At 68.4% G+C, this 25,101-nt stretch carries 23 protein-coding genes; 7 read left to right on the forward strand and 16 right to left on the reverse strand.

The annotated features are described in order from the left end of the window. Window positions 1-243 precede the first annotated feature (243 nt). The gene (locus ACFXHA_RS09585) at window positions 244-2,640 is read left to right on the forward strand and encodes a DEAD/DEAH box helicase (protein WP_379354737.1); all 2,397 of its coding nucleotides are present in this window, start codon (window positions 244-246) and stop codon (window positions 2,638-2,640) included. 347 nt (window positions 2,641-2,987) lie between these two features. Here ACFXHA_RS09585 and ACFXHA_RS09590 read toward each other — a convergent pair whose 3' ends face one another. The 7 genes from ACFXHA_RS09590 to ssd all read right to left on the reverse strand — a co-directional run bounded on the left by ACFXHA_RS09590 (window position 2,988) and on the right by ssd (window position 8,237). Beyond that, window positions 2,988-3,350, reverse strand: coding sequence for an Rv3654c family TadE-like protein (locus tag ACFXHA_RS09590; protein ID WP_379354739.1), 363 nt, complete (start codon window positions 3,348-3,350; stop codon window positions 2,988-2,990). Beyond that, a complete protein-coding gene (locus ACFXHA_RS09595; protein ID WP_379354741.1) occupies window positions 3,347-3,661 on the reverse strand; it encodes a TadE family type IV pilus minor pilin in 315 nt (104 codons plus the stop codon). Before ACFXHA_RS09595 ends, ACFXHA_RS09590 begins: the two co-directional genes overlap by 4 nt. A gap of 35 nt (window positions 3,662-3,696) precedes the next feature. Continuing rightward, window positions 3,697-3,891, reverse strand: a complete 195-nt coding sequence (locus ACFXHA_RS09600; protein ID WP_379355049.1) for a DUF4244 domain-containing protein — start codon at window positions 3,889-3,891, stop codon at window positions 3,697-3,699. A gap of 78 nt (window positions 3,892-3,969) precedes the next feature. Next, window positions 3,970-4,569, reverse strand: coding sequence for a type II secretion system F family protein (locus tag ACFXHA_RS09605; RefSeq protein WP_379354743.1), 600 nt, complete (start codon window positions 4,567-4,569; stop codon window positions 3,970-3,972). Next, window positions 4,566-5,378, reverse strand: coding sequence for a type II secretion system F family protein (locus ACFXHA_RS09610; protein ID WP_379354745.1), 813 nt, complete (start codon window positions 5,376-5,378; stop codon window positions 4,566-4,568). Before ACFXHA_RS09610 ends, ACFXHA_RS09605 begins: the two co-directional genes overlap by 4 nt. Before the next feature lie 171 nt (window positions 5,379-5,549). Continuing rightward, window positions 5,550-6,746: a TadA family conjugal transfer-associated ATPase gene (locus ACFXHA_RS09615; protein ID WP_379354747.1), complete on the reverse strand. Its 1,197-nt coding sequence runs from the start codon at window positions 6,744-6,746 to the stop codon at window positions 5,550-5,552. 153 nt (window positions 6,747-6,899) lie between these two features. After that, window positions 6,900-8,237, reverse strand: coding sequence for a septum site-determining protein Ssd (gene ssd / locus ACFXHA_RS09620; RefSeq protein ID WP_379354749.1), 1,338 nt, complete (start codon window positions 8,235-8,237; stop codon window positions 6,900-6,902). Window positions 8,238-8,694: 457 nt separating this feature from the next. Between ssd and ACFXHA_RS09625 the strand changes: the two genes are divergently transcribed. Beyond that, a complete protein-coding gene (locus ACFXHA_RS09625; RefSeq protein WP_379354751.1) occupies window positions 8,695-9,495 on the forward strand; it encodes an HAD family hydrolase in 801 nt (266 codons plus the stop codon). A gap of 436 nt (window positions 9,496-9,931) precedes the next feature. Here ACFXHA_RS09625 and ACFXHA_RS09630 read toward each other — a convergent pair whose 3' ends face one another. From ACFXHA_RS09630 to ACFXHA_RS09650, 5 genes are read right to left on the reverse strand one after another with little or no spacing between them, the layout of a single operon-like run. After that, window positions 9,932-10,678 carry an oxidoreductase gene (locus ACFXHA_RS09630; RefSeq protein WP_379354753.1) on the reverse strand — a complete coding sequence of 249 codons (747 nt, stop codon included), beginning with the start codon at window positions 10,676-10,678 and terminating at the stop codon, window positions 9,932-9,934. Between the two features lie 35 nt (window positions 10,679-10,713). Continuing rightward, on the reverse strand, window positions 10,714-12,402 hold the full coding sequence (locus ACFXHA_RS09635) for a dipeptide ABC transporter ATP-binding protein (RefSeq protein ID WP_379354755.1): 1,689 nt from the start codon (window positions 12,400-12,402) through the stop codon (window positions 10,714-10,716). 4 nt (window positions 12,403-12,406) lie between these two features. Next, entirely contained in the window at window positions 12,407-13,354 is a 948-nt protein-coding gene (locus ACFXHA_RS09640; RefSeq protein WP_379354757.1) for an ABC transporter permease, read from the reverse strand. Next, on the reverse strand, window positions 13,347-14,273 hold the full coding sequence (locus ACFXHA_RS09645) for an ABC transporter permease (protein ID WP_379354759.1): 927 nt from the start codon (window positions 14,271-14,273) through the stop codon (window positions 13,347-13,349). Before ACFXHA_RS09645 ends, ACFXHA_RS09640 begins: the two co-directional genes overlap by 8 nt. Window positions 14,274-14,278: 5 nt before the next feature. Then, window positions 14,279-15,943 carry an ABC transporter substrate-binding protein gene (locus tag ACFXHA_RS09650; RefSeq protein WP_379354761.1) on the reverse strand — a complete coding sequence of 555 codons (1,665 nt, stop codon included), beginning with the start codon at window positions 15,941-15,943 and terminating at the stop codon, window positions 14,279-14,281. Window positions 15,944-16,184: 241 nt separating this feature from the next. Here ACFXHA_RS09650 and acs point away from each other — a divergent pair, with 241 nt between their 5' ends. The 4 genes from acs to ACFXHA_RS09670 all read left to right on the forward strand — a co-directional run bounded on the left by acs (window position 16,185) and on the right by ACFXHA_RS09670 (window position 21,095). Further along, window positions 16,185-18,134 (forward strand): acetate--CoA ligase, encoded by a 1,950-nt coding sequence (gene acs, locus ACFXHA_RS09655; protein ID WP_379354763.1) that lies wholly within the window; start codon window positions 16,185-16,187, stop codon window positions 18,132-18,134. 203 nt (window positions 18,135-18,337) lie between these two features. Further along, a complete protein-coding gene (gene nhaA / locus ACFXHA_RS09660; protein ID WP_379354765.1) occupies window positions 18,338-19,564 on the forward strand; it encodes a Na+/H+ antiporter NhaA in 1,227 nt (408 codons plus the stop codon). Between the two features lie 41 nt (window positions 19,565-19,605). Further along, the gene (locus tag ACFXHA_RS09665) at window positions 19,606-20,121 is read left to right on the forward strand and encodes a phage holin family protein (RefSeq protein WP_379354767.1); all 516 of its coding nucleotides are present in this window, start codon (window positions 19,606-19,608) and stop codon (window positions 20,119-20,121) included. A gap of 23 nt (window positions 20,122-20,144) precedes the next feature. Further along, window positions 20,145-21,095 carry an alpha/beta fold hydrolase gene (locus ACFXHA_RS09670; protein ID WP_379354769.1) on the forward strand — a complete coding sequence of 317 codons (951 nt, stop codon included), beginning with the start codon at window positions 20,145-20,147 and terminating at the stop codon, window positions 21,093-21,095. Window positions 21,096-21,144: 49 nt separating this feature from the next. Here ACFXHA_RS09670 and ACFXHA_RS09675 read toward each other — a convergent pair whose 3' ends face one another. From ACFXHA_RS09675 to nth, 4 genes are read right to left on the reverse strand one after another with little or no spacing between them, the layout of a single operon-like run. Further along, window positions 21,145-22,338, reverse strand: coding sequence for a MarP family serine protease (locus tag ACFXHA_RS09675; protein WP_379354771.1), 1,194 nt, complete (start codon window positions 22,336-22,338; stop codon window positions 21,145-21,147). After that, window positions 22,335-23,063, reverse strand: coding sequence for an NUDIX hydrolase (locus tag ACFXHA_RS09680; protein WP_379354773.1), 729 nt, complete (start codon window positions 23,061-23,063; stop codon window positions 22,335-22,337). The genes ACFXHA_RS09675 and ACFXHA_RS09680 overlap by 4 nt, the downstream gene beginning before the upstream one ends. Further along, complete coding sequence (locus ACFXHA_RS09685; RefSeq protein WP_379354775.1) at window positions 23,060-23,722, reverse strand: TlpA family protein disulfide reductase; 663 nt, start codon at window positions 23,720-23,722, stop codon at window positions 23,060-23,062. Before ACFXHA_RS09685 ends, ACFXHA_RS09680 begins: the two co-directional genes overlap by 4 nt. Then, window positions 23,719-24,426 (reverse strand): endonuclease III, encoded by a 708-nt coding sequence (nth, locus tag ACFXHA_RS09690; RefSeq protein WP_379355051.1) that lies wholly within the window; start codon window positions 24,424-24,426, stop codon window positions 23,719-23,721. The genes ACFXHA_RS09685 and nth overlap by 4 nt, the downstream gene beginning before the upstream one ends. Window positions 24,427-24,670: 244 nt before the next feature. Here nth and ACFXHA_RS09695 point away from each other — a divergent pair, with 244 nt between their 5' ends. After that, complete coding sequence (locus ACFXHA_RS09695; protein WP_153802894.1) at window positions 24,671-24,913, forward strand: hypothetical protein; 243 nt, start codon at window positions 24,671-24,673, stop codon at window positions 24,911-24,913. Window positions 24,914-25,101 lie beyond the last annotated feature (188 nt).

Genomic DNA, 25,101 nt, shown 5'->3' on the forward strand with positions numbered 1-25,101 from the left:
CATGTCTTTGGGGAATTCAACAGCCGAGTTACCCACAATTTGCAAAAAAGTTGATCTTGCGAATGCGCAGGTGAGGGGCATAATGCCCAAATCCGAACTTGAAGTTGGTTTGCTTCCGGATAACAGAGCGAGCATCCGGCAAACCGGGTGTGAGGCAGGCCGCTACTCTGTAGTGAAATGGCAGGTAGACCAGCGGGCGCACACACCTTTCGCACCCGTTGGGCGTGTCGCGGTGACGACTCGATGAATGATGAAGATCAGTTGCGATGCGCTGGAGACAACAGCGACATCAGCTACGGGAGATCGTTGCTGAATCGTGTCCTAAATGGACCGGTGTCCGGCGACCCCCGCCTCACCCACGTCACCGAGCTACCGCCCCGCGCCGCACAGATCACGAAATGGCCCGAATGGACATCCCCGGATGTCATCGCCGCAGTTCAGGCGTCCGGAGTCGCGGAGCCGTGGAGTCATCAGAGCCGGGCCGCCGATCTGGCCGCGGCCGGGCGGCACGTAGTGGTGTCGACCGGGACGGCGTCCGGGAAATCGCTGGCTTATCAACTGCCCGTACTGACCGCGCTGCAGGCCGATCCCCGGGCCACCGCGCTGTATCTATCCCCGACCAAGGCGCTCGGGGCCGATCAATTGCGCATGGTCAACGAGCTGACCAGCGAGGATCCGCTGCGGAACGTGCACCCCGCACCCTACGACGGGGATACGCCGGCCGAGATCCGGCAATGGGTACGCGCCCACGCACGCTGGGTTTTCACCAATCCCGACATGCTGCACGTCGGAATGCTGCGCTCGCATCAGCGGTGGGGGCGGCTGCTGCGGCAGCTCCAATACGTCGTGGTCGACGAATGTCATATCTACCGTGGAGTTTTCGGGTCGCACGTGGCGCTGGTGCTACGCCGGCTGCGGCGACTCGCCGAGCGGTACGGGGCGGATCCCGTGTTCGTGCTGTGCTCGGCGACCACCGCGGACCCGGCCGCCACCGCCGAGAAACTGATCGGCGCACCGTGTGTCGCGGTCACCGAGGATGGGTCGCCGCAGGGCGCGCGGACCGTGGCGCTGTGGGAGCCGCCGCTGCTCGGGGCGGGTCTGACCGGGGAAAACGGTGCGGCCATTCGCCGTTCGGCCGGGGCGGAGGCTGCCACGGTGATGGCGGATCTGGTGGCCGAGGGGGCGCGCACGCTGACCTTCGTCCGGTCGCGGCGTGGGGCCGAGTCGGTGGCGATGGACACGCGGCGCCTCCTCGCGGACGTAGACGCCCAGCTCCCGTCGCGTGTCGCGGCCTATCGGGCCGGGTATCTGGCCGAGGATCGGCGGGCGCTGGAGGCGGCGTTGTCGGAGGGCTCGCTGCTGGGCGCGGCCACCACGAACGCCCTGGAACTGGGCGTGGACATCGCGGGACTGGATGCCGTTGTGGTGGCGGGTTATCCGGGCACGGTGGCCTCGTTCTGGCAGCAGGCCGGGCGCGCCGGGCGGCGCACGCAGGGGTCGCTGGTGCTGCTCATCGCACGCGACGACCCGTTGGACACCTACCTCGTGCATCATCCGGAGGCGCTGCTCGGACGACCGCTCGAGGCCACCATCACCGACCCCCACAACCCGTACGTGCTCGGGCCGCATCTGCTGTGCGCGGCGTTGGAACAGCCGCTCAGCGATGCCGAGGTACACGCCTTCCAAGCCTGGGATCTGCTGTCCGACCTGGCCGAACAGGGTTTGATCCGGCGCCGGACCGGGGTCGCGCGGGACGGCACCGCGCGCTGGTTCGTGACCGCCGACGCGCATCCGCACGACGCGGTCGACGTGCGCGGCGGCATCGGCAGCGCGGTCGCGGTGGTGGACGGTGAATCGGGGCGCATGCTCGGGACCACCGATGCGGGGCGCGCCCCGGCCACCCTGCATCCGGGCGCGGTGCACCTGCACCAGGGCGAGAGCTACGTGGTCGACGAGCTGGACCTGGAGGAAGGCGTCGCGCTGGTGCACGCCGACACCCCGGGCTGGAGCACCAGTGCACGGGCGGTGACCTCGCTGGAGATCGAGGCCGTCACCGAGGAACGCCGATACGGCTCGGTCACAACGGCTTTGGCGCAGGTGCTGGTGACCCGGCAGGTGATCGGCTACCTGCGCCGACTGCCCAGCGGCGAGGTGCTGGACATGGTCGCGCTGGATCTCCCGGCACAGACGCTGCCCACCCGCGCGGTGTTCTACACGGTTACGCCGGACCTGCTGGTCCGGGCGGGGATCGACGCGCGACACGCCGCGGGCGCGCTGCATGCGGCCGAACACGCCGCGATCGGCATGCTGCCGCTGGTCGCGACCTGCGATCGCTGGGACATCGGCGGCGTGTCGACGGCCGAGCATGCCGACACCGGGCTGCCGACGGTCTTCGTCTACGACGGTCATCCGGGCGGGGCGGGCTTCGCCGAGCGCGGGTTCTCCCAGCTCCGGTACTGGCTGACGGCGACCCTCGGGGCCATCGAGTCGTGTGTGTGCCTGGGCGGCTGTCCGTCCTGCGTCCAGTCCCCGAAGTGCGGGAACGGGAACAATCCACTGGACAAGGCCGGTGCGGCCCGGCTGCTGCGGGCGGTGCTGGCCGAGCTCGGGGAAAGTGACGGCCGTCACCCCGAACCGTGACGCCGCCGACTCCGGCACGAGACCGGAGCGCCACCCGACCAACCAGTCGGACGTGTCAACTGGTAGATATCGGGGTGTCCGGGGGCGTCCGCGACACGCACGGCTCGAAGTCGATTAAAAAGGGATGTGATCCTGTTAACTGAAGGGTTGCTCCGTTCGATAATGTCGCTCTTGGATTTACCTGTGCATTCATTCCAATGAGTCTCGCGGAACGAATTGGAAAGTGATCGATACCCAATCCATTCGGCTATCCCATTCATCGAATTTCGACATTGATCACCACTGGATGTGGCCCGCGCCATCGCATTTCTAACCAACCGCTCGGTACGAGCTATTCGCGATCGGCCCTACTCCACCGGACCCGCGCGAGCCATCGCCCGCACCGCGTGTTCGCCCAACGGACCCAGCGATATCCGACCCTCGACGGTCACCGCGACATCCCATCCCGTCACCGCGCACCCCGTCTGCAGCGCACCCATTCGATCGGCGATTCTCGCGCCCTGCTCACAGGCCGACGCCTTGCCGCCGCCGAGTGCACCCGCCGCGGCGAGCGCTCCCAGGTCCGCGGCGCACTGCATCCGATGCCGAGCGATGACGGCCACCCCGACCTGCGCGATCAGCACCCCCACCATGAGCAACCCGATCAGGGCCATACACGCCGTGACCGTCACGCCGCCCGCCTCGGCTTGCTCGCGGCCCCCGGCCCTCATCGGGACTCACCCGGCTCGCGGGCTGCCACCGCCGCCGCGTGCAGGGTGATCGGAAACACGGCCGCACGGGCGCTGACCTCGGCGACGACCAGACCACCCTCGGTGTGAACGGCAATGCGTGCACCGGGCGGCCCGACCCGGCGAGCGGTCGAAATGCCCATTTCCGGATCTCCGCGGGCGGCCAGGCGGGCCGCCTCGCGGGCGGCATCGACACAGCGCACCTGTGCCGACACCGCCAGCAGAGCACCGACCGTCAGCACCAGCACCGTCACCAGCGCGGCCAGCGCAATGGCCGCCTCAACGGTTGCCATGCCCGCCTCGGCATCGGGCGATGGTGTGGCATACGTCACTTGACGGGAGTCTTCAGGGCCTTGTCGATAATCTTCGTCAGGGCGTTCACAATGCTGTCGCCGGTCACGACGGTGTACAGCACCGCTCCGAACGCCGCCGCCGCGATGGTCCCGATCGCGTATTCCGCGGTGCTCATCCCGTCCTCGGCGGTCAGTGCGCGCAGCAGCCGAGTTCGCAGTTCCCAGCACAGGTTTCGGACAGTCGTTCCCACGGTCACTCCTTCTCTCGCTCCGGCGCGGCGGTTCCGCACCGGCACAGTCGGGGACGGTCACAGCAGGCCGCCTTCCAGTACCCGCCCGGCGAGGCCGATGACGACGGGGACGATCCCCAGGCACAGGAAGGCCGGCAGGAAGCACAGGCCGAGCGGACCACCGATCAGAACCCCGGCCCGTTCGGCCCGCGCGGCGGCGGCATCCTCGAGCTCCGCACGGCGGCGCTGAGCCAATTCGGCGACGGCCGTGGCCAATCCGCTGCCGGAGCGCGCCGACCGGCGGGCCAACCGGGCCAGCGCCGTCGCCACATCTTCGGTGTGCCCGGCGTGCCCGCTGGGCTGATCCCACACGGCTGCGGGATCCGCGCCGAGCGCGAGCAGATCCGACGCCCGGCGCAGGGTCGAGGCCAATGGCTCGGGGCTTTCGAGACCGACCGCGCCGACCGCGGTGGCAGCCGGCAATCCGGCTCGCAGGCAGGACGCGAGCAGATCGAGGGCCGACACTTCACCCAGCGGATCCGGGCCCGGACGCGAGACCGGCAGCGGCGCAGCGGGAACCGGGACACCGAGTCGGCGCAGTCGACGCCCGGCCTCGGCCCGACCCGGCAGCATCAGCAGCGCGGCCGCCGACACCGCCACCGCGAGGGCGGGTGTCATCGCAGCACCCGGCCGGTGATGGCGTCGGCCCACAGCAGCCCGGCACAGGTCAGTGCCACACCGAGCGGCAGCAGCACGGTCCCGGCCGGAGATATGAACAGCACGTGCAGCGGTGCCGCGCCCATCAGCTGTCCCAGGCCGATGCCCAGCACCGGCAACAGGGCCAGCACCAGCGCGGTGGCCCGCGCACCGGCCAGCGCGGCCTCGGTGCGATCCCGGAAGTGTTTGCGGCCCAGCAGATCCAGGCGTGCGGCGGCCAGCGGCTCGGCCAATGAGAGCCCGTGCCGCTCCGCCACCAGCCAGGCGCCGGCCACCCGCGACAACTCCTCGGCCACCACGCTGCCGGGCCGCCGCAGCCCCTCCGCACCGGACCCGCCCAACCGACTGCACGCGGCACTTACGGCGAAGGCGCGGGCCACTTCCCCCGTGGTCTCTGCGGCCGCCACCGCCGCCGCAGCGCTCGGATGCGCTCCGATCCGCAGTTCCCCGATCACCGCCTCCAGCCCCGCCAACAGTCCGGCCACCTCGATGGCCCGCGAGCGATCGTGTCGAGCGCGGCGACGACGCTGAGCGATGGTGGCCGTGATCAGCGAGGCGGCTATCGAGCCCCCCGGACCTGCCACCAGCGAAGCAACGACCACCAGCGGCACGATGACTTGAATTAACCTGCCCTGCACACTCTTTCGCGCATCCAGGCGGCGCGGGAAGAGCCTCGCCAGACGCCGCCGACCGGCTCGGAGCGGCAGCATGAGGAGCGCGCACGCGACGCAGATCGGGATCAACACGCCAGGAGTGACATTCGGTTCCATCAGCACCCACCGCACCGACGGGAGCCCGAATCCTCCTCGACCCCAGCAGAATCGGCATGTTCATGGCACCGGCAGTTCGCGCGCCAGCCCAGCCGAAGTCCGGGAAATCGCGAGTTCCGGCCCCGAAACGGGCTGCAACACAGGGGATTACTCGCAGGTGCGGAGCGGCCGTCATTCGGAGCGGTCATCACGGGTCCTTTCGTCGAGGAGTCGAGCGAGGGCTGCCGCGGCCGGAGCGGGGCGCGCATCGGCGGTCCAGGCCGGGGTGATCCGGACTCGGCCGTCGGAGGCGGTCACCATGCCGATCTCGCGGAGGGTGCGGCGGCCATCCGGGTGGCGGTGGACGTGCAGGATCACCTGAATCGCCGCCGCCAGCTGACTGTGCAGGGCCGCCGCGGGCATACCGCCCAACGCTGCGAGGGCCTCCAGCCGAGCGGGCACCTCGCCCGGCGAGTTCGCGTGCACGGTGCCCGCGCCCCCGTCGTGTCCGGTGTTCAGGGCGGTGAGCAGATCGACGACCTCCGCGCCCCGCACCTCACCCACCACGATGCGATCCGGCCGCATGCGCAGCGCCTGGCGGACCAGATCGCGGACCGTGACCGCGCCCGCCCCTTCGACATTGGCGGGACGGGCGACCAGGCGGACCACATGCGGATGCGGCGGGGCGAGCTCGGCGGCGTCCTCGACGCAGATGATGCGCTCGGCCGGGTCGACGATGGCCAGCAGGCCCGACAGCATCGTGGTCTTCCCCGCACCGGTGCCGCCTACCACCAGGAACGCGAGCCGGGCGCGAATGATGCGCTCCAGCAGCACCTTCGCCGCCGGCGGCACCGCCCCGGCGGCGGCCAGCGCGTCCAAGCCCTGGGTGGCGGGCCGCAGCACCCGAAGGGACAGACAGGTGCCGCCGTGCGCGATCGGCGCGAGTACCGCGTGCAATCGCACCCCGAAGGAATCCCCCAGTGCTGCTTCGCTTCCCGCCAGTCGGCCGTCCACCCACGGCTGCGCGTCGTCGAGCCGCCGCCCGGCCGCCAGTGCCAGCCGTTGGGCCAGCCTGCGCACCGCCGCCTCATCCGCGAACCGCACCGAGGTCCGCCGCAGCCCGCGCCCGCGATCCACCCACACCGCGTCCGGCCCGGTGACCAGCACATCGGCCACCTCCGGATCGTGCAGCAGCGGCTCGAGCACCCCGGCGCCCGTCATTTCGGTCTGCAGCAATCGCAAGGCGCGCAACAGATCCGTATCCGCGAGCACCCCGCCCGCCTCGGCCCGGACCGCCGCGGCCACCTGCGCCGGATCCGGATCGGCCGCGCCCTCGGCCAGCCGCTCCCGCACCCGCTCGAGCAGTTCCGCCGACAGCAACTCACTCATCGCGAACCTCCACCCCGACGCGCAGCCATCGACAACCACCGCCCGACCCGAGACGGCAGTATCCGGAACGGGATCCGCGCGGCGGAGGCCACACGCCGAGCAGAATCGACGGACCGGTCCTGCGGCGCGGTGCGCACCGCCGACACCTGGCGCTCACTTCCGCACCCCCGCAGGCTCCGAGACCGGCGCGCAGTACGCGCCTCGCGAACGCGCGACACGCCACCACCCGGGACCCGGCTGCGCGGCGGCCTGGCGCTGCGCGGGACCATCGGAAAACAGTGCCGTCAGACAGGTTTCGGCAGCGGTGCGCAACGGCCCACGACGCCGGACGGTGAGCCCGCCACGTTCCAGCCGCTCGGCGAGCCCCGGCTGGGACGGCACGGAAGCCAGCAGCGGCAGCGACAAGGCCTCGGCGATATCGCCGGCCATGAGACCGCCCGGAGCCGGGCCACGTACGACGACCCGCACGTTGGGATTACGAGTACGGCAATAGGCGGCAGCGGATTTCGCGGCCGCGACCGATCGCACCCGAGCCTGAGTCACCAACACCACCAGATCGGCGATATCGAGGACCTGCTCGGTATGCGGCCCGTGCTCGCTGGAGAGATCGGCCACCACCAGATCGCCTGCGGCACGCCCACCCTCGATGACCGCCCGCACGGCGGCGGGCGCGAGCGTGCAGCCCGAAGCACCAGGGGCTTCGAAGGCGCTCACCGTGGCTCCCCGATCCACCAGGCAGGACGCAGACCGATCGAATCCCGGTGCGAGCGTGTCGCGCTGATCGCGAGCGCCCTCGCTGGTATCGAGATCCGTTGTCGGTGACTGTGTTCCGCCGATGCTCGTGTCGACACCCCGCCCACACGACAACAACGCCAGGCCGGAGGTGGCGGGAAGGGCGGCGTGCAGGGCCGGGGCGGACACCCGCCCGTGTTCGATGCTGAGATCGGGCCAGCGCAGACCCGGCGAATTCTCCAGCCCCAGCAGCAGATCCAGGCCGCCGCCGAAGGGTGCGCAGTCGACCAGCAGGGTGCGGTCGCGGAAACGGCCTGCGGCGGTGAGTGCTACGGCCGTGGCGAGGACCGAGGCACCCGCCCCGGCCCCCGCGCCCGCCACCGCGAGCACCGCCCCGTCGCCGGGCCGGCGGCCGTCGTGCGCCGCGAAGGCCGCCACCAAGGCGTCGGCGTCGGCGGGCAGGGACAGCACCAGCTCGGCGCCCACGGCGGTGGCGGCCTGCCAGTCGAGCAAACTCGGCTCTCCGTCGGTCACCAGGAGAATTCCGGCGCGGCGGGGGTGTTCGGCGGACGCACAGCTACGCGCGGCCGCGGTATCGAGAACGATGGCGGACGCGGACGTCCAGGCGTGGCGGCCGGGGGCCGGCACCCGCTCCTCGAGCGGACGGTCGGCCGCGGCGGCGATGCGGCGGATCTCGTCTCGCAGACGGGGATCGGCGACGAGCGACAGGGCCGGTGGTGTGGCGGCGTCGGAGTTCATGCTGGTCAGCGTCGCCCGATTGGCGAAGCGGTGAAAGAGGGGTCCTCGGCGAGTGTGGATAACACGCGGCCTGTGCAGAACTCGAGTCGCGGGAAGGACTTCGGAGTCGCCCGGAATCGTGGAACCTGTCCGGAGATAGAGGACGGCCCCAGCCGGGGGGGGAGGAGGCTGGGGCCGTCGGGGTTCAGCCCCGGGGGGTCGGGCTGAACGCGCCTGGACTATGTCCAGGTAACAGCGATACTACACCCAAGCCCCGGCCGGATTGCAAGTCCGCCCGGCGAGTCTTTTTCCCGCCCCGACGGCCCGGCTTCCGACTGGCTAACCCGGACAAAACCCACGCCGAAAGTGATGCCCGACACCGTGACCGCCGCGCCGCATGAAAAGGCCAGGTAATCGCGGGACCCGCGCGCCACGCCCAAGATTCCCGCGACGCGCCGCCGGACCATATCCTGGACGCGTGACAGCCGAACGCGGACGAGTCGCCGCCTTCTTCGATCTCGACAAGACGGTGATCGCCAGGTCGAGCGCCTTCGCGTTCAGCAAGCCTTTCCTGGACCAGGGCCTGCTCAGCAGGCGTGCCGTGCTCGAGAGCAGCTACGCGCACTTCCTGTTCCTGCTATCGGGCGCCGACCACGATCAGATGGAGCGCATGCGCGAGCATCTCACCAAGATGTGCGCGGGCTGGGATGTCGACCAAGTGCGCTCGATCGTCGCTGAGACCCTGCACGACATCGTGGATCCGCTCATCTACGCCGAGGCCGCGGATCTCATTGCGGACCACCGGATTCGGGGGCACGACGTGATCATCGTGTCGGCCTCCGGCGAGGAGGTGGTCGCGCCGATCGCCGCGGCGCTGGGCGCCGATCATTTCGCCGCGACCCGGATGGTCATCGAAAACGGTAAGTACGCGGGCGAAGTCGAATTCTACTGCTACGGCCCCGGCAAGGTCGAGGCCATCGAAAAGCTTGCGGCCCAATACGATTACGACCTGGCACGCTGCTACGCCTACTCCGACTCCAGCACCGATCTACCGATGCTCGAGGTGGTCGGCCACCCGACCGCGGTGAATCCGGATCGGGCCCTGCGCCGCGAGGCCGGCACGCGCGGCTGGCCCGTGCTCACCTTCTCGAATCCGGTCTCGCTGTGGGCGCGACTGCCGGCCCCGACCACCACCACGGTGGCCGCGACGGCCGCGGTCGGACTCGGTGCGGTCGCCATGGGCGCGCTCACCTACCGGCTGCTGCGCCGTCGGCGCTGACCGGGCACAACTGGGCCGCCGACCGAAACGCCCGGAGGTAAAAACCCTCGGACACACCGAGTAATTTGAATGTTTCCCCAGGTCTTGCTGTGACGCCCATCACGGGGTAACAATGGATGCACGGAAGGACGGACGGCCAAGATCGGACCGGAAGAGAAGGTTTCGACCTCCCATCCCACCCTTTCCAGCACGGACATCAGGCACCCACGCGGAGCACGCCGCGACAGGGCAACAGAAGTTGTGGGCCTGCGTTATCTGGGATTTCGACGGCGAGGGCCTCGCATCCATGCGGGGATGAACCACCGGATCCTGGAGAGCTCGCCGAGGCCGAACAGACACAACTCGAGAAGCACGCCTGGTAACCAGGTGATCCGTGCTAGCGGGCGGTGAGGTCGCAGACAGCGACAACGCCGCCCGCTCTTATGCGTAAGGGCTATTACGGGGCGGCCGCGTCGGCGATCGAACGAGCCTCTCTCGCACCGTCTTCCAGCGCTCCGCAGGTGAGGATCACCCAGCCGCCGACGCCTTCCGCGGTGCCCATGCCGAAGGCGGCCGCGGCGTCGAGGTACGCCTGGCGGCGGCGGAGCCAGAAGACTTCCGGGACACCCAGGCTGTGGGGGTCGAGGCCGCTGGACACGGCGACGAGGCGGGAGGCGGCGCGGGCGACGATGCCGTCGGCGGTGCCGAAGGGGCGCAGGGAGAGTAGTTCGCCGTGGACGATGGCGGCGATCACCGGGGCCGGGGCCTTTGTGGTGGTGATGGTTTGGGCCAGCAGGTCGAGGCGTTCGGCCACGCCGGGGACATTGCGGGGGCGGCCGAGTTGCTGTTGGTCGTCGACCAGGTCGGCGGCTGCCAAGAGGTGGAGACGGGCGAGGGCCTGCAAGGGGGCGCGCTGCCAGACGCCGACCAGGTTGGTGAGGGCCTCCGCGTCGAGCGCCTGGCCGACGCGCAGGGCGCCCGCGAGGATCGGGTCGGCGACATTGCCGTCCGCGGGCAGGTCGATGGTGCCGCCGTCGATGGCCGCGGACGAGCGGGCGGCACGGACGGCGGCCTCGGCGGCGGTGGTGGGCCAGCCGCGCCGATTGGCCCGGTGGCGGTGCACCTCGGCAAGGCTGTCACGGGCCTTGTCGGAGGCTTCGCGCACACCGGGCAGATCGACGAGGGGCTGCAGCGGGTCGGTCACGAGTTACGAGGCTAGCGGCCCCGCGGCCGGGAGAATCAGCCGACCAGCAGGTCACGGCCCGGGATGGCCTCCAGGAGTCGTCGGGTGTAGTCGGATTGCGGGTGGTCGAAGACCTCGGTGGTCGAGGCGGCCTCGACGACCTTGCCCTGGCACATGACCAGGACGTCGTCGGCGATCTGCCGGACCACGGCGAGGTCGTGGGTGATGAACAGGTAGGTCAGTCCGAGCTCGGCCTGAAGTTCGTTGAGCAACTGCAGGATCTGCGCCTGGACGAGGACATCCAGGGCGGATACGGCCTCGTCGCAGACCACGACCTCCGGGGACAACGCCAGCGCGCGGGCGATCGCCACGCGCTGCCGTTGGCCGCCGGAGAGTTCGTTCGGGTAGCGGCGCATGGCCGAGGCCGGAAGCGAAACCTTGTCGAGCAGGTCGCGGACGGTGGCCTCCCGCTCCTTCGGGGTGCCGATGCCGTGGGTGCGCAACGGTTCCTCGATGGTGCGGTAGATGGAGTACATCGGATCCAACGACCCGTACGGATCCTGGAATATCGGCTGTACCCGGCGACGGAAGGCGAAGGCGGCCTTCGCATTCAGGGTGGCGACCTCGCGCCCGTCGAAGGTGACACGACCGGAGGTCGGCGGCTGCAGACCCAGGACCAGCTGTGCCACGGTGGATTTACCGGAGCCGGACTCACCGACGATGGCGGTGGTGGTGCCGCGCCGCATGGTGAACGAAACATCATCCACTGCAACGAGTTCGGTGGATTTCCAGGGCGCGTTGCCCCGGATGCGGTACACCTTGCGGAGCTTGTCGGCGACCAGCACATCGTCCGGCGCACTGGCGAATTCGGCGTCGGTTTCGGCCAGTTGACTCGCCACCTGGACGGCCTGCTCACGCACCTCGGCGCGATCGCGCACCGAGGACAGCCGCTGCGAGGCCAGCGAGGGTGCCGAGTTCACCAGCTTCTTGGTGTACAGATGCTGCGGGTTGCGCAGAATCTGCAGTGCCGGACCGGATTCCACCACCCGGCCCCGGTACATGACCACCAGGTGCTCGGCCCGTTCGGCGGCCAGGCCCAGGTCGTGGGTGATGAGCAGGACCGCGGTGCCCAGTTCGCCGGTGAGCGTGTCGAGGTGGTCGAGGATCTGCCGTTGCACGGTGACGTCCAGGGCGGAGGTCGGTTCGTCGGCGATGAGCAGTTTGGGTCGGCACGAGAGCCCGATGGCGATGAGCGCGCGCTGCCGCATGCCGCCGGAGAATTCGTGCGGGTACTGGTTGACGCGGCGTTCGGCGTCGGGCATGCCCGCCTCGGCCAGCAGTTCGACGGCCCGCTGCCGGGCGGCCCGGCCCTTGGCGATGCCGTTGGCCTCCAACGTCTCCCGAATCTGGAATCCGACCTTCCACACCGGATTCAGATTCGACATGGGGTCCTGCGGCACGAACCCGATGCCGCGCCCGCGCACCGCGACGATGTCGCGTGAAGACGCCTTCGACAGGTCCTTGCCGTCGAACATGATGGAGCCGGACGTGATTCGCCCCGTGCCGGGCAGCAGGTCGATGATGGCGTGCGCGGTGGTCGACTTGCCGGACCCGGATTCGCCCACGATGGCGACGGTCTGGCCGGGGTAGACGGTGAGGCCCACCCCGCGGACCGCCGGGACCTGTTGGCCTTCGGAGCTGAAACAGACGTTCAGATCCCGGACTTCGAGCAGTGGTTCGGTCATGTCGTCACCTCTTCCGGGCCTTGGGATCCAACGCGTCGCGCACCGCGTCGCCGAGCATGATGAAGCTGAGCACCGTGAGCGCCAGGGCGGTCGCGGGATAGAACAAAATGCCGGACGTGCGAATCTCCTTCTGGTCCGCGGCGATATCCGAACCCCACGACACGATCTCCCGCGACAGCCCGACCCCGAGGTAGGACAGTGTCGCCTCGGTGACGATGAAGACGCCGAGCGAGATGGTGCTGACCACGATCAGCGGTCCGGCGGAGTTGGGCAGCACGTGCCGGATCAGCGTCCGGAATCTGGAGACACCCAACGCCTTTGCCGCCGTGACGTATTCGCTGTTGCGGGATTCGATCACCGCCCCGCGCGCGATGCGGGCGGCCTGCGGCCAGCTGAAGGACGCCAGCGTCACCATGACCGTCCACACGGTCCGGGTGTGCAGCAGCTGCATGAGCACGATGGCGGCCAGGGTGAGCGGCAGCGCGTAGAAGATCTCCGCGATCCGTGAGATGACCGCGTCCAAGAGCCCGCCGTAGTATCCGGCCAGCGCCCCGAGCGTGCCACCGATCAGCACGAACAGCACGGTCGCACCCAGCCCGGTCGTTACGGAGGCGCGCGCCCCGTAGACGGTCCGGGCGTAGATGTCGCAGCCCTGTTTGTCGAAGCCGAACGGATGCCCGCCGGACGGCTTGTGCATGCTGAAATCGCCGCTGCAGTACCGCGGATCCTGGCCGCTGAACAGCTGCGGCCAGATCGCGACGAGCAGGATGAACGCGATCAGCAGCGCCGCGATCAGAAAGATCGGATTGCGGCGCAGCTGCTGCCAGGCCTCCCGCCACACACTGGTCGGGGCGGCGGTCTCGGTGACCCGGTCGGTGGCCAGCACCTCGACCTCGTCGGCCGGGGCCACGAAATGTTCTTGCCCGGGCCGTGTTTCGATCGCTTCAGGCATAGCGGATCCTCGGATCGAGTGCGGCATAGAGCAGATCGACGATGAGGTTGGTCAGCAGCAGGATCACGATGAGCACGGTCACGAAGGCCACCACCGTGGGCGGTTCACCGCGGGTGATGGCCTGGTACAGCGTGCCGCCGACGCCCGGGATATTGAAGATCCCCTCGGTGACGACCGCGCCGCCCATGAGGAATCCCAGATCCGAGCCGACGAAGGTGACGACCGGGATCAGCGAATTGCGCAGGATGTGCACCACGATGACCCGCGGGCGGCTCAGGCCCTTGGCGGTCGCGGTGCGCACGTAATCGGCGTTCATGTTCTCCGCCACCGCGTTTCGCGTCAGCCTCAGCACATAGGCGAACGACAGCGACCCCAGCACGAACGCCGGCACCAGCAGGTCGGTGAAGCTCGCCTTGCTGCCCACGGTCACCGGCGCGATCCCCCATTTGATGCCGAGCAGGTACTGCGCCAGGAATCCGAGCACGAAGATCGGGATGGCGATGATGACCAGGCTCAGCACCAACATGGTGGAGTCGAACAGCTTGCCCTTGCGCAACCCGGCCACCAGCCCGAAGGCGACGCCGAAGAAGAACTCGACGCACACCGCCATGACCGCCAGCCGGAAGGTGATCGGAAAGGCGCGGGCCAGCTCCTCGCGCACCGGCCGTCCGGAGAACGAGGTGCCGAAGTCCAGCGTCACAATGCCTTTCAGGTATTGCAGGTACTGGATGTAGAAGGGTTGGTCCAGGTGGTAGCGCGCCTTGAGCGTCGCCTCGATCGCCGGGGTCATCTGTCGATCCCCGGCCAGCGCCTGGATCGGGTCACCCGGGATGAGGAACACCATCGCGTAGATGAGCAGGGTTGCTCCGAGGAAGACCGGAATCATCTGGAGCAACCGCCGCACGATGTACCAGGCCATGCCCGCTACTTCTCGATGTTCTCGAAGTCGAACAGGCCCGACCAGCTCACCTCGGCCTTGACCTTGTCCGAGCGCCCGGCCGCGACGTTGTAGTCGAAGATCGGGATGTCGGCCATGTCCTTGAACAGCAGCTGCTGCGCCTGGGCGAGGATGTCGTAGGCGGCCTCGGGGGTGGCCGCGGCCTGCGCCTGGGCGAGCATCTTGTCGAAGTCCGGGTTGGCGTATTGCGTGTTGTTGGTGCCGGATCCGGTGAGGTACAGCGCGGTCAGGAATTCGAACATGGACGGGTAGTCGCCCTGCCAGCCGTAGCGGAACGCCTTGCCGATGGTCTTGTTGGTGATCTCGTCGCGAATGTTCTTGAAGGTCGGGTACGGCGCGCCGACCGCGTCGATGCCGAGGGTGTTCTTGACGCTGTTGGCGACCGCTTCTACCCACGCCTGATGTCCGCCGTCGGCGTTGTAGGCGATCTGGTAGGTCCCCGACCACGGTGAGATCGCATTCGCCTGCGCCCACAGCGCTTTCGCCTGATCCGGGTTGAACTTCAGCACGTCGGAGCCGGGCAGGTCCTTGCGGAAGCCGGGCAGGGTGAAGGCGGTGAAGTCCTGGCAGGGCACTCGGGTGCCGTGGAAGATGTTCTGCGCGATCTGATCCCGGTTGATGGCCATCGAGATGGCCTTGCGGCGCAGCACGCCTTCCTCGCCGGCGAAGTGCGCGACGGTGGGCTGGATGCCGATGTGCTGGCTGTAGGCGATGGGCTTGTGGATGGCCCGGTCGCCGAGGTCCTTCTCATAGGTGGCGAGTGCCGAGTCCGGGATGATGTCGAGGGCATCGAGGTTGCCCTGCAACAGATCCGCGTAGGCGGTGTCGTAGGACTGGTACATCACGAAGCGCAGGCCCTTGTTCTTGGGCGGGCGGCCGCCGTGATAGTCCGGGTTGGGCAGCACCTCGATCTTCACGTTGTGCTGCCAGGTGGAGAACTTGTAGGGGCCGTTGCCGATCGGGTTCTGCCCGAAGTCCTTGGTGTTCTTGAAGAACGCGTCCGGCATCGGATAGAACGGCGCGAAGCCGAGTTTCAGCTCGAAGTCGATGGACGGGCTGGTGAGGTCGACGGTGAAGGTCTTGTCGTCGAGCACCTTCAGGCCCGACATCGTCTGTGCCTTGGGCGGATCCGCGGAGACATCGCTGTAGCCCGCGATGCCGTCGAAGGCCCAGTTCTGCAGCTGACCGTTGGTGGAGAGGGCGCCGTAGTTCCAGGCGTCGACGAAGGACTTCGCGGTCACCGGCGTCCCGTCGGTGAACTTCCAGTCCTTGAGGGTGATCTTGTAGTGCTGCCGGTCGGTGGTCTCGATGGACTGCGCGACCTCGTCGCGGGCGGTGCCGTTGACGTCGTAGTACTTCAGTCCGGCCCACAGCCGGTCGACCACGCGGCCGCCCATGTTCTCGTTGACGTCGGTGGGCACCAGGGGTCGTTGCGGCTCACCGCCATTGACCGTCACGAGGTCGGTGTTGTCGCCACCGCTGGAAGAACAACCTGTCAACACCAGCGCCGCGGCCGTTATCGCGGCCGCCGCCACTGCGGTAATCGTCTTGAATCTCAACGCTTCTCTCCTGATCCGAGGGAGTGCGAAGGGGATGGCGATAACCGCCGGGGTGCCAGTGGTTATGACCATTCGCCTTGGGTGAATCGGACACTAACCATCCGGGTGCCAGTTGTCAGCGGATCGAAACGGGATTGTTCGGCTTGTTAGCAATCCGGCAACATTCACGGTTTGTTCATAGGCACTCTGCAAGGTTCGTCGTGGACCATCCACCGATCGAGACTGCCGACCACGACGCAGGTCACAGTCGGTTAGGGTCGAACGTGGCCGCCGTCACCCCGCGCGGCCTGCACGCGAGAGAAGAAGAGACGAGATGACCACGGATTCCTCTGCCGAGCACCTGGACGCGTACCCGCCCAGCGCAGAGTTCGCGGCGGCCGCCAATGGCGACGCCTCTCTCTACGACCGGGCCAACGCCGACCGCGAGGGCTTCTGGGCCGAGCAGGCCCGCCGCCTGCACTGGCATCAGCCCTTCACGCAGGTCCTGGACTGGGATGACGCGCCCTTCGCCAAGTGGTTCGCCGACGGCAAGTTGAACGTCGCCTACAACTGCGTGGACCGGCACGTGCTCGACGGCCACGGCGACCAGGTCGCCATCCACTGGGAGGGCGAGCCCGGCGATTCCCGCGACCTCACCTACGCCGATCTGCTGGCCGAGGTCTCGCGCGCGGCCAACTACCTGACCGGTCTGGGCCTGGTGGCCGGTGACCGCGTCGCCATCTACATGCCGATGGTCCCCGAGGCCATCGTGGCCATGCTGGCCTGCGCCCGCCTGGGCCTGACCCACTCGGTGGTGTTCGCGGGCTTCTCCCCCAGCGCCTTGCGCCAGCGCATCGACGATGCCGCCGCACGGTTGGTCATCACCACCGACGGCCAGTGGCGGCGCGGCAAGCCCGCCCCGCTCAAGACCGCCGTGGACGAGGCGCTCGCCGAGGGCGAATCGACCATCGAGCACGTGCTCGTGGTGCGCCGCACCGGCCTGGACACCCCGATGGTCGAGGGCCGCGACATCTGGTGGGACGAAACGGTTTCGCTGTCCTCCCCCGAGCACGAGGCGCAGCCGTTCGACGCCGAGCACCCGCTGTTCATCCTCTACACCTCCGGCACCACCGGGAAGCCCAAGGGCATCCTGCACACCACCGGCGGCTACCTGACCCAGGCGGCGTACACCCACCACCAGGTGTTCGACCACAAGCCGGGCAAGGACGTCTACTGGTGCACCGCCGATATCGGCTGGGTGACCGGGCACAGCTACATCGTGTACGGCCCGCTGGCCAACCGGGCCACCGAGGTCGTCTACGAGGGCACCCCGAACTTCCCGGACGAGCACCGGCACTGGCAGATCATCGAAAAGTACGGTGTGAGCATCTATTACACCGCGCCGACGCTGGTCCGCACGTTCATGAAGTGGGGTCGCGAGATCCCGGAGTCGCACGATCTGTCGAGCCTGCGGCTGCTGGGTTCGGTCGGCGAGCCGATCAACCCGGAGGCGTGGCGCTGGTACCGGGATGTGGTGGGCGGCAACAAGACTCCCATCGTGGACACCTGGTGGCAGACCGAGACCGGCGCGATCATGATCTCGCCGCTGCCGGGCGTCACCGCGGCCAAGCCGGGCGCGGCCATGACCCCGCTGCCGGGCATCTCGGCGAAGGTCGTCGACGAGGAAGGCAATCCGGTCGAGCTGGGCGAGACCGAAGCGAACGGCTACCTGGTGCTGGACGAGCCGTGGCCGTCCATGCTGCGCGGCATCTGGGGCGATAACGAGCGCTACAAGGAGACCTACTGGGCTCGCTACGGCGAGAAGGGCTGGTACTTCGCGGGTGACGGCGCCAAGCTCGACAAGGACGGGGACCTCTGGGTGCTCGGCCGCGTCGACGACGTCATGAACGTGTCGGGCCACCGCATCTCCACCGCCGAGGTCGAGTCGGCGCTGGTCGGGCACTCCGGTGTCGCGGAGGCCGCGGTCGTCGGCGCGTCGGATGAGACCACCGGTCAGGGCATCGTGGCGTTCGTGATCCTGACCGCCGAGGCCGAGAACACCGGCGACGATCTGATCGCCGAACTCAAGGCCGAGGTCTCGCACGAGATCAGCCCGATCGCCCGCCCGCGCGAGATCCACGTGGTGCCGGAACTGCCCAAGACTCGCTCGGGCAAGATCATGCGTCGCCTGCTGCGCGATGTGGCCGAGGGCCGCGAGCTCGGTGACACCTCAACCCTGGTGGACCCCAACGTTTTCGAGGCGATCCGCGCCGGAAAAGCGTAAGCGCTAGGACCGTCGGAGAGGCCCCGTGACCACTGGTCACGGGGCCTCTCGGCGTATGGGGTGGTCAAGAAGTACCGGGCAAACCGTTAGAATTGCGCAAAAGGTGTGCCGGGAAGTCTGGTCGGCATGCGGTTGTGCCGAGGAGCCCGTCAGTGGTGTGCACGCCGCTGTTCTGTCGACTTTACGACCGGAAGGTGCACACCGTGATCGCTCAGGTCCGCTCGGAGCTGGCCCGCTATCTCAGAACCGAAACCTTCGGCGGCGCACTGCTTCTCATAGCGGCCGCCGGCGCGCTGATCTGGGTCAACTCGCCGTGGGGCGCGAGCTACACCACGATGGTCGACGCCAAGCTCGCGATTCCCGCGCTGCACCTGGATCTCACGCTGGCCGACTGGACCAAGGACGGCCTGCTGGCCATCTTCTTCTTCGTCGCCGGACTCGAACTCAAACGCGAACTCGTGGTGGGCGAACTCGCCGACCGCAAACGCGCCGCCCTGCCCATCGTGGCGGCCCTGGGCGGCGTGCTGATGCCCGCGCTCATCGCGATGGCGGTCGGCTGGGGCGCGCCCGGCATGGATCGCGGCTGGGCCATCCCGGTCGCCACCGACATCGCCTTCGCGCTGGCCGTGCTGGCCATGACCGGATCGCGAATCCCGGCCAGCGCCCGCGTGTTCCTGCTCAGTCTCGCGGTCGTGGACGATCTGATCGCCATCCTCCTGATCGCGGTGCTGTTCACCACCACCCTGAAAATGTTGTGGCTGCTGATCGCGATCGCCTGCTTCGCGGGCTGGGCGCTGGCCCAGAAGTTCCGGCTCGGCAGCCCGCTCATCTACCTGCCGCTGGGCCTGCTGTCCTGGTATGCCCTGCACGAGGCCGGAATTCACGCCACCCTCGCCGGCGTCGCCTGCGGCCTGTTGACCCGGGTCCGGCCCGACCCGGGCGAGGACGAGCACTGCGTCCCGGCCGCCAAGCTCGAGCATTTCTTCCAGCCCATCTCGGCGGTGGTGTGCGTACCCCTGTTCGCGTTGTTCGCCTCCGGCGTGCCGCTGGATTCGAACGTGCTCTCCAAGCTGTTCACGGATCGTCTCTCGCTGGCCATCATCGCGGGTCTGCTGATCGGCAAGACCGTCGGCATCTTCGGATCCAGTTGGCTCGCCGTGCGGTTGGGCATCGCCGAACGCCCCGGTGATCTCGGTTATCGGGACATGTTCGCCCTGTCGGTACTGGGCGCGATCGGCTTCACGGTTAGCCTCTTGGTGGCAGAACTGGCATTGGAAGACGTCGGCGACGGCAGTGAGGCCGAACTCGCAAAAGCGGCGGTGTTGCTCACGTCTTTGGCGGCTTCCCTGGCCGGTTCGGCGCTACTGTTGCGTCGTGGGCGTGCTCACCAGGCACAACGGGACGCGCAGGCGCTGCAACGTCAAGAGTGACACCGGACAGTACTACCGGGACATGGAGAAGGGTCGAGCAATTGAGCTTCACACAGGGCGGTAACGGCTACGACGGGAACCGCACCCGCACCGTCACCTCGATTCCGTTGTCCGATGTCGACGCCCATCAGGCGGCCACCTTCGGCACCCTGGTGCGCGACGCGACCGAACAGATGTCGACGCTGGTGCGCGCCGAGGTCGAGCTGGCCAAGGCCGAGGTGACCGGTGAGATCAAGAAGGGCCTGCAGGGCAGCGTCTACTTCATCCTGGCGCTGACCATCCTGCTGTTCAGCTCGTTCTTCTTTTTCTTCTTCCTCGCCGAACTGCTGGACGTGTGGCTGTACCGCTGGGCCGCGTTCCTGGTGGTGTTCCTGCTGATGATCGCCGCGGTGGCGGCCTTCGCGCTGCTGGGCTATCTGAAGGTGCGCAAGCTGCGCGCCCCGGCGAAGACCATCGAGTCGCTGAAGGAGGCGAAGACCCTGCTGCCCAGTGGTTTCGGCCACGCCGATGAGCAAACGATCGACGCCACGGTCGAACTCGGCAAGCCTCGGACCTAGACCTTCGATTACGCTCCTTCGGCGTGTCGTCTAATTCGCAGCCGGATCCCTCCGCAGTCCGCTACGACGGACCGTGGACCCATCGGGATGTGCGCGCCAACGGCATTCGCTTCCATGTGGTCGAGGCCGTCCCCGCCGGGACGGCCTACACCGACCCGGACATGCCGCTGGTCGTGCTGCTGCACGGTTTCGGCGACTTCTGGTGGTCGTGGCGGCATCAGCTCACCGGGCTGGCCGCGCGCGGCTTCCGCACGGTGGCGGTGGACCTGCGCGGCTACGGCGACACCGACAAACCGCCGCGCGGCTACGACGGCTGGACCCTGGCCGGCGACGTCGCCGGTCTGATCCGCGCGCTCGGCCACACCGAGGCCACCCTGGTGGGCCACGCCGAGGGCGGACTGGTCTGCTGGGCGACCGCGGTGCTGCATCCGCGCGTGGTGCGCTCCATCGCGCTCATCAGTTCCCCGCATCCGGTGGCCCTGAAGCGGGCCGTGCTGCGCGACCAACGCCAGCGCAGCGCCTGGCTGCCGAGCTTCCTGAACTGCCAGCTGCCGCGCCTGCCCGAGAACCGGCTCACCCGCGACGACGGCATCGAGATCGAACTCATGCTGCGGGACCGGGTCGGCCAACAGTTCTCGGCCACCGAGGAATTCGCCGACACCGCCCGCCGCATGCGCACGGCGATCAGGATCCCCGGCGCGGCGCACTGTGCCCTGGAATACCAGCGCTGGGCCTTTCGTAGCCAGTGGCGGCCCGACGGCCGCCGTTTCATGGCGGCGATGAGCGAACCGGTGCGGGTGCCCACCCTGGCGCTCTACGGCGAGCAGGACGACTACATCCTGCCGAACACCATCCGCCGCGGCGCACAGCTCTCCCCCGAGCGACGCGTGGTGGCCATCCCGGACGCGGCGCACTATGCGCACCAGGAGAATCCGGAAGCGGTCACGGCGGAGATCGCGAAACTCCTGGCCTGATAACGAAAGCGGCCCCGGCGAATCGAATTCGCCGGGGCCGCTTCCCGTCTCAGCTCAGCACACAGCTGCCGGTACCGACCGCCGTCGATTGGCTTGCCGCCGACGTCAGTTCGGGCCGCACCTCGTCGAGGGTCAGCACGTAACCGGTGTCGTCGTCGGTGACGGCCGCGCCGAACACCACGCCCAGGATCCGGCCGTCGGTATCCACCAGCGGTCCACCCGAGTTACCGGCCCGCACCTGACCGCGAATCGTGTACACCTCACGCTTGACGTCGTTGTCACGGTAGATGTTGGGTCCCTTGAGGTTCAGGGTCTCGCGCACACGCGCCGCACTGGCGGTGTAGCGCCCGCCGCCCGGGTAGCCGAGCACGATCGAGCTCTCCCCCGAGGTGGCGTCGGCCGGGGCCAGCGTCAGCGGGGTCGCTTGCAGACCGGGCACCGCGAGAATCGCGATGTCCTTGTTCGAATCGAACAGCACCACGGTGGCGGGCAGCGACCCGCGCGCGGTGTCCACGCTCACCGTATTGGTGCCCGCGACCACGTGTGCGTTGGTCATGATGCGCTCCGGCGCCACCACGAAGCCCGAACCCTCCAGCTGCCGTTGGCAACTGGGCGCGATGCCACGGATGCGCAGCACGCTGGTCTGCAGCTGCTGAGCCACCGGCAACTGCAGCACACTCGCATCGGGCGGCTCCACGGCCGTGATCGGGACATGCCCGAACGGGCCGATGACGTCCGGCAGCCCGGAGGTATTGAGCAGGTTGGAGAAGTCGGTCGGCACCCGCCGCAACCAGTCCGGCGCGACATGGTCGACATTGCGCAACACCTGAGAGTTGGTGACCGCGGCCGCGATTCCCGGCTGCGAGGAGTTGGTCAGCGGCAACGCCAGCAGCCACGCGGTGGCCAGCACCGCCACCGCCTGCAGCCCCGCGCCGACCACGCTGTCCACCGTGCGGGTGAACGGATCTCGCATGCCGCCGCGCGCGGCCCGGCCGAGCACCATGCCCGCGACCTCGCCGACGATCACCAGCGCCACGATGAGCAGCACGCCCACCAGCACCCGGGTCCGGCCCTCGCTGAGGTGCTTGAGAATGTGCGGGGCGATCAGAATGCCCGCCACCGCACCGAGAATCACACCTAGGAACGCCAGCGCCGAGGCGACCGCGCCCTGCCGCCACCCGGAGGTGGCGGCCAGCAACGCCAGAATGATGATTCCGAGGTCGAGCCAGCCAGAGGCGCTCATAATGTCATCCCTACCGCGGCCAACGAGGCCTGCAGATCACGTACATCGTGATGGTCCCATTCGGTTTCCCACCCCGACACCGCCAACAGCCCGGCGAGCACGCCGGCGGTGAACCCCCACACCAGCATTCCGTCCACGGCGAACGCGGGACCCATATAGCCCAGCGGATGCCGCACCACGAAACGGTTGGCCGGATCGATGAGCTCGGCGATCGGCACCCGCACCACGCGCGATGCCTCCGTCTCGCTCACCACACCCACCTCACCGGGAGTGCGCCAATAGGCGACCACCGGTGTCACGTCGAACCGCGAAGGCGGCACGAAGATCTTCGGCAGGATCGCGAGCGGCTCCACGCCCGCGGCGTCCAGGCCGGTCTCCTCCCACGCCTCGCGCAGCGCGGTGCTGATCGGGCCGTCGTCCTGCGGCTCGACGCCACCGCCCGGAAAGGCCACCTGGCCGCTGTGCTGGCGCAGGGTGGCGGCGCGCTGGGTGAGCAGCACATCGGCATCGGACGGAAGTCCGCCCGGCCCCGCCGGATCGGAGTCCGGCGACCCGCCGAACAGCACCAGCACCGCGGCCTGCCGCGGCTTGGTCGCGGCGGCGGCGAAGCGCATCATCGTATTTCGCCGCAGCACCGGATTCACCCCCGCCGGATCGGCCGGATCATGTTCGGCCACACCGCGCAGCCAACCGGGAATTCCGTTGGCAGACGCCTCGAGTCTCACGCTTTCACTCCCAATTCGGCCGCGACGGTGGCGGAAATGTCCTCGACACTGGTGAAGGGACGGACCACGACTTTCGCAACGGTGCCGTCGGCGCGCAACAGCACGGAGATCGGCAGCACGGCCGGAGCGTGGACCGCGTTGCGAACCTTGGTGTCCGGATCCTCGACTCCGGGCAGATGAATGCCCAGGCCGGTGAGCCGCGACAGCGCCTTGTCGGCGCCTCGATCACTGTGCACGGTGAGCACGGTCACAGCGCTTCCGGCCTGCTGCGAGAACTGTTGCAGCAGCGGCAGTTCCTCGGCACACGGGCCACACCAGTACGCCCACAGGTTGAGCAGGGCGGGCTTACCGGCCAGCGCGGCAACCAGATCCACCGGTTTGCCGTCGGCCAGGCAGTTCAGGGTGATGCCGCGCAGCGGGCTGTCGCCCACGGGCGCGCCGCTGGGCTGCGGGCAGGGGGCCAGGGCCGCGGCGGTCCGATCGGCTTCGGACACAGCCGCTTCGGCCGGTGGCGCGGCCGTCGTCGATCCGGTGGCGGTGTTCTTCCCGGAATCCTTGCTCAGCTGCGGCCACAGCGCGACCACCGCCGCCACCGCGACGATCACCGCCGCCAGCGCCCAGCGCCACCAGGTCTTGCCGATCGCCGATCCGGCGCTCACAGCCCCACCAGCTCGAGCAGATGCTCGGTCTCCGGTCCCTTGACCAGCTTGGCGGCCTCGGCCGGATCGGTGGGACCCTCGCCGTAGGACGGGCATTCGTTCGCCAGGAAGCAGGCACCGCAGGCGGGCTTGCGGGCGTGGCACACCCGGCGGCCGTGGAAGATCACCCGGTGCGACAGCATGGTCCAGTCCCGACGCTCGACCAGTTCGCCGATCGCGTGCTCGACCTTGACCGGATCCTCCTCGTCGGTCCACTTCCAGCGCCGCACCAGCCGCCCGAAATGGGTGTCGACGGTGATGCCGGGAACGTCGAAGGCATTGCCGAGCACGACGTTCGCGGTCTTGCGCCCGATGCCGGGCAGCGTGACCAGCTCGTCCAGGTTGCCCGGGAGTTCGCCGTCGAAGCGCTCCACCAGCTCCCGGCCCAGCCCGATCAGCGAATTGGCCTTGTTGCGATAGAAGCCGGTGGCCCGGATGTACTCCTCGAGCTCACTGCGATTCGCGCCCGCGTAATCGGCTGCGCTGCGGTACTTCGCGAACAGCGCGGGCGTGGTCAGGTTGACCCGCACATCGGTGCACTGGGCGGAAAGAATTGTGGCGACCGCCAATTCGAGGGGCGTAGTGAAATCAAGCTCACAGTGCGCATCTGGGAACTCCGCCGTCATATCCCGATACATGCGCCTTGCCCTGCGTACCAGCCCTATCCGAGTCTCCTTGGCGCGCTTGTTCGTTTTGCTCGGCCGCGAGAACCGTGGCGCATCCGAGACATCAGCCGAAGCCGCGTCAGCACCGGCGGGGACGCCCGAATTATCCGGGTCTGCCCCGGTCACGGCCGCGTTGGATTCAGAGACACGCACGCGTCCACCTTACGGAACCACCCCTGCGCCACAACCGGGCTGACTACCCGCCGTGTTCCATCTGAGACCTTCGGCGTGTTTACTGCTGCCTATGCAAGGACTCGCTGTGGTGCTGTTTCCGATAGCGCTGATGCTGTTCGCGTTGGTGATGGAACGGGTCGAGAATCGGCTTCGCAAACTTCTCGAACCTGACCCCGAAGTCCAGCAGTACCTCGATCGTGCCACGAACGCCGAGGTCAGCGATCTGACCAAGCTGGGACTCCCGGCAGCGGCGGCGCGTCCGCGGCGCGCCCGGCCCGCAGCCAAGGGATTGGATGTGGCGCAGGCCAGCTGAGCTGGTCGGCGCAAAGCTCCTGTGGTCCGGCAGCCGAGGGCTCCGGACCACTTTTTACGATCTTCATGACACCGGTCTCACGGCGTGTCGTAGATTCGTAGGGAAGCGTGTCGCGAAACCGTCATTGTGTGGCGCGTACTGGGGCTCCGCGTGTCTGAGAATGAGCTCGGCGCGTGGTGTCTATCACT

It is taken from the genome of Nocardia sp. NPDC059240, from assembly GCF_042753865.1.
Lineage (GTDB): Bacteria > Actinomycetota > Actinomycetes > Mycobacteriales > Mycobacteriaceae > Nocardia.

Excerpts from the sequence above, each read along its gene's own strand:
- ACFXHA_RS09585 (WP_379354737.1), top strand. The coding sequence starts at position 244 with ATGAATGATGAAGATCAGTTGCGATGCGCTGGAGACAACAGCGACATC.
- ACFXHA_RS09590 (WP_379354739.1), bottom strand. The coding sequence starts at position 3,350 with ATGAGGGCCGGGGGCCGCGAGCAAGCCGAGGCGGGCGGCGTGACGGTC.
- ACFXHA_RS09595 (WP_379354741.1), bottom strand. The coding sequence starts at position 3,661 with ATGGCAACCGTTGAGGCGGCCATTGCGCTGGCCGCGCTGGTGACGGTG.
- ACFXHA_RS09605 (WP_379354743.1), bottom strand. The coding sequence starts at position 4,569 with ATGACACCCGCCCTCGCGGTGGCGGTGTCGGCGGCCGCGCTGCTGATG.
- ACFXHA_RS09610 (WP_379354745.1), bottom strand. The coding sequence starts at position 5,378 with ATGGAACCGAATGTCACTCCTGGCGTGTTGATCCCGATCTGCGTCGCG.
- ACFXHA_RS09615 (WP_379354747.1), bottom strand. The coding sequence starts at position 6,746 with ATGAGTGAGTTGCTGTCGGCGGAACTGCTCGAGCGGGTGCGGGAGCGG.
- ssd (WP_379354749.1), bottom strand. The coding sequence starts at position 8,237 with ATGAACTCCGACGCCGCCACACCACCGGCCCTGTCGCTCGTCGCCGAT.
- ACFXHA_RS09635 (WP_379354755.1), bottom strand. The coding sequence starts at position 12,402 with ATGACCGAACCACTGCTCGAAGTCCGGGATCTGAACGTCTGTTTCAGC.
- ACFXHA_RS09640 (WP_379354757.1), bottom strand. The coding sequence starts at position 13,354 with ATGCCTGAAGCGATCGAAACACGGCCCGGGCAAGAACATTTCGTGGCC.
- ACFXHA_RS09645 (WP_379354759.1), bottom strand. The coding sequence starts at position 14,273 with ATGGCCTGGTACATCGTGCGGCGGTTGCTCCAGATGATTCCGGTCTTC.
- ACFXHA_RS09650 (WP_379354761.1), bottom strand. The coding sequence starts at position 15,943 with ATGGTCATAACCACTGGCACCCCGGCGGTTATCGCCATCCCCTTCGCA.
- acs (WP_379354763.1), top strand. The coding sequence starts at position 16,185 with ATGACCACGGATTCCTCTGCCGAGCACCTGGACGCGTACCCGCCCAGC.
- ACFXHA_RS09675 (WP_379354771.1), bottom strand. The coding sequence starts at position 22,338 with ATGAGCGCCTCTGGCTGGCTCGACCTCGGAATCATCATTCTGGCGTTG.
- ACFXHA_RS09695 (WP_153802894.1), top strand. The coding sequence starts at position 24,671 with ATGCAAGGACTCGCTGTGGTGCTGTTTCCGATAGCGCTGATGCTGTTC.